General features: G+C 72.9%; 5 protein-coding genes and 1 other RNA gene. All 6 read left to right on the top strand.

Translation table 11 applies throughout. From position 1 onward, the window contains the following. The first annotated feature begins 336 nt into the window (after positions 1–336). The gene (locus OZN99_RS27940) at positions 337–564 is read left to right on the top strand and encodes a hypothetical protein (protein WP_270938493.1); all 228 of its coding nucleotides are present in this window, start codon (positions 337–339) and stop codon (positions 562–564) included. A gap of 3 nt (positions 565–567) precedes the next feature. After that, positions 568–897 (top strand): cell division protein ZapA, encoded by a 330-nt coding sequence (locus OZN99_RS27935; RefSeq protein WP_270938492.1) that lies wholly within the window; start codon positions 568–570, stop codon positions 895–897. 9 nt (positions 898–906) lie between these two features. Next, a non-coding RNA gene (gene ssrS, locus OZN99_RS27930) (6S RNA) lies at positions 907–1,063 on the top strand. 140 nt (positions 1,064–1,203) lie between these two features. Further along, positions 1,204–1,776: a 5-formyltetrahydrofolate cyclo-ligase gene (locus OZN99_RS27925; protein WP_270938491.1), complete on the top strand. Its 573-nt coding sequence runs from the start codon at positions 1,204–1,206 to the stop codon at positions 1,774–1,776. 8 nt (positions 1,777–1,784) lie between these two features. Further along, positions 1,785–2,603, top strand: a complete 819-nt coding sequence (locus OZN99_RS27920) for a TIGR00282 family metallophosphoesterase (RefSeq protein ID WP_270938490.1) — start codon at positions 1,785–1,787, stop codon at positions 2,601–2,603. 76 nt (positions 2,604–2,679) lie between these two features. Continuing rightward, positions 2,680–3,408, top strand: a 729-nt coding sequence (locus tag OZN99_RS27915) for a hypothetical protein (protein ID WP_270938489.1), incomplete at its 3' end; no start/stop codon positions are given.

The following is a 3,408-nucleotide window of genomic DNA, read 5'->3' as shown; positions in this document are numbered from 1 at the left end:
GCATCGGCGAAGGACGTGCCGGGGACCTCGGCGGCCGCCCGGGCGATGAGGGCGCGCCACGGCTTTGGCCCCAGCGCGCCGGCGGCGCCAGGCGCCGAGAGCAGCAGGGGCGGCGCGGCTCCCGCAGCCAGGCGAAGCACGGCAGCCGCCTCCGCCGTGCTGCGCACCACAACCGCCCGGGCGCTGGGCGTGACCGCCCGTTGACCGCCTGCTTCGCACATGCAAAGCGTGATGACGGGTGGCGAAGGCCGCGGCAAGCCAGGGGAATGGCGCGGCTCGGACCGCCGGTTCCCCGGCATCCTGGCCGGGGACCCATCCGGGGCTGGGGACGAACAGGTGTCGGGCGCACGCGCATCGGGTGGCAAGGCCGCCCCCGCCGGAACGATGGACACCGGCCAGGCGCTTGCCCGGCTGGAAGCTGCGGTGGAGCGGCTGGCGATCGCCGCCGCGCGGCCCCGCGGACCGGTGGGCGAGGGCGTCTCCCGCGCCCAGGTGCAGGCCATCGCCGACCGGCTTGACGAGACCATCGCGCGGCTCCGCTCCGCGCTGGGGGAGGATGCGTAGCGCATGGGGCAGGTCACCGTTCGCGTCGGCGGCTACAGCCATCCCGTCTCCTGCGAGGACGGGCAGGAGGCGCATCTCGTTGCGCTGGCCGCCGAGGTGGACAAGCGGGTCAGCTCCATCAAGGCGATGGGCGGGCAATTCGGCGAGAGCCGGCTGCTGCTGCTCGCCGCGCTGCTGCTGGCCGATGAGGTGCACGACCTGAAGGTGGCCGTGGCGCAGGCCCGCAGCGGGCAACCCGCCGCGGAGGCCGCGCAGGATCCGAAGCTGGGAGAGCGGCTCGCCCGCATCGCCGACCGCATCGAGGGCATTGCCCAGAACCTCGACCGCGCCTAACTGACACGGGCGAGGCTGCCCGGCGCGTGAGGCATCTCAACCCCCGGGGCCAATGAGCATCCTCCGGGAGCTGGCTCTGTCCGGATCGTGGTCCGGATACCTGGCGCCCACCTGCAACAGCAGGTCTCAGGAGGGTTGTCCCGCCCACGGCCATGGCGGCTTCGCGCTTATTCCTACCTCAGGCGCCGGCGCGCCCATCCGGGCGCTTGGCTTTCGCGCCGACGCGATGTTGCGCCGGCTGACAGGGCGCCCTGCGCGCGGCGGCCCTTCGGGCCGCATCCTCCGGGGGGTGAAGGTCTCTCCGCCATGCAGTTCTGTCCCGTCCTGCTTACCGAACTGAAGGCCGAGGCCCGGCAGGTGGCGCTGGCCCGGCGCGCGGCGCAGGATCCGGTGCTCGGCCACGCCCTCGCCACCATAGTCCTGCGCGAGATGCCCCCGCCGCCCGGCGCCGTCGTGTCCGGCTTCTGGCCGATGGGGCCGGAGATCGACATCCGGCCGCTGCTGCTGGCCTTGCACGCCCGCGGCCACGCCATCGCGCTGCCGGTCACGCCGAAGCGCGGCAACCCTCTGGCCTTCCGGCGCTGGACCCCCGGTGACGTCCTGGCCCGCGGCCCGATGGGCACCAGCCAGCCCGGGCCGGAGGCGGAGCCGCTCACGCCGGACTGGCTGCTGGTGCCGCTCCTGGCCTTCGACCGCGCCGGCCGCCGGCTGGGCTACGGAGGCGGCTACTACGACCGCACCCTCTCCGCGCTGCCCGGTGCCACCACCATCGGCTGCGCCTATGCGTGCCAGGAACTTGACGAAGTGCCCGCCGGGCCCGACGACGCCCGCCTCGACGCCATCGCCACCGAGGCGGGGCTGATCATCCCGGAAGGCTGACCCGCACCTTGCGCATCCTCTTCCTCGGCGACCTGGTCGGGCGCAGCGGCCGCGACGCGGTCGTGGCCGCCCTGCCGGGGCTGCGGCGCGACCTCGCGCTCGACCTCGTCGTGGTGAATGCGGAGAACGCCTCGCACGGCTTCGGCCTGGCGCCCGAGATGGCGCGCGCCCTCCTCGCCGCGGGAGCGGACGCCATCACGCTCGGCAACCACGCCTGGGATCGCAAGGAGATCATTCCCTATATCGAGCAGGAGCCGCGGCTGCTGCGCCCGCTCAACTACCCGCCGGGCACGCCGGGCCGTGGCGCCCAGGTCATCGAGACCCGGGACGGCCGTCGCGTGCTGGTGATGAACGCCATGGGCCGCCTGTTCATGGACCCTCTGGACGATCCCTTCCGCGGCGTGCAGCAGGCCATCGCCGCGCAGCGCATGGGGCAGGGCGGCACCGTGGCGGCGATGCTGCTCGACATCCATGCGGAGGCGAGCAGCGAGAAGCTGGCCATGGCGCACAGCTTCGACGGTCGGCTGAGCCTGGTGATCGGCACCCACACCCATGTGCCGAGCGCCGACCACCAGATCCTGCCAGGCGGCACCGCCTATCAGACCGATGCCGGGATGTGCGGCGACTACGACAGCGTGATCGGCATGGAGAAGGGGACCGCGAGCCTGCGTTTCTGGAGGAAGGTGCCAGGCGAGCGGCTGGCGCCGGCCGAGGGCGAGGCCACGATCTGCGGCCTGTTCGTGGAGACTGACGACGCCTCCGGCCTGGCCCGGCGCGTGGCCCCCTTGCGCCAGGGCGGGCGGCTGAGCCAGGCGATGCCGCAATGAGGGCGCCCCCGGAAACTTCTTGACCTCGAAAAGCATTTCTTCCTAGCGTTCCCGTTGCAAGAGAGGGGAACGCGTCATGGCCGTGCCACCGCTGGTCGCAGGACTGCTCCGCTCCTCGGCCCCGACCCTGCTGGCGGCGCTCGCGCTGCCGCCGCCCTTCAACTTCATCGCCTCCGCCGTCGCCTCCGTCGCGATGCGCAGATACCTGCCCGGCGGCGAGGCGGAGCCCGATCCGAACGCGCCGCCCGGGACGGCGCCACCGGCGCCCCGCGCGACGCCGGAGGCGCTGACCGAGGCGCTGACGCGCAACGCCACCAACCCCGAGATCATCCGCGACCTGCAGAAGGCCGAAGCGGATCTCAAGCGCTACGAGATGGAGAACAACCTGAAGTTCGCGGAGCTCGAGGTGCGCAACCTCGAAGGCATCCGGAGCTTCCAGAGCGGCACGGGCATCGCCGCGGACGTCCTCGGCCTCGGCAAGCGCATCATCTGGATCGCGCTGGTTTCGCTCGGCCTGGTCATCCTCGGCGCCTTCGCGCTCGTCGTCTTCGCGAACAGGATCCCGGCCGCCAACCAGGGCCTGCTCACTGCCGTCTTCGGGCTGGTGGGCACGGCGGTCGGCTTCATCAACGGCGTCGCCTCCCAGGTGGTCAGCTACTATTACGGCAGCAGCCAGGGCTCGAAGGAGAAGACCGACGCGCTGACCGCCAACCTGCGCCAGGCCGGCGAGACGCTCTCCCATGCCATGCCGCAGGGGGCCCAGGCCGCGGCCGCGCCCGTTCCCGCCGGCGCGCCGGAGGCCGCC

The sequence above is a fragment of the Falsiroseomonas oryzae genome, assembly GCF_027856955.1.
Classification (GTDB): domain Bacteria; phylum Pseudomonadota; class Alphaproteobacteria; order Acetobacterales; family Acetobacteraceae; genus Falsiroseomonas; species Falsiroseomonas oryzae.
Note: the sequence above shows the minus strand (reverse complement) of the source record. Positions and strands in the feature narration are given on the sequence as shown.

Excerpts from the sequence above, each read along its gene's own strand:
- OZN99_RS27935 (WP_270938492.1), top strand. The coding sequence starts at position 568 with ATGGGGCAGGTCACCGTTCGCGTCGGCGGCTACAGCCATCCCGTCTCC.
- OZN99_RS27925 (WP_270938491.1), top strand. The coding sequence starts at position 1,204 with ATGCAGTTCTGTCCCGTCCTGCTTACCGAACTGAAGGCCGAGGCCCGG.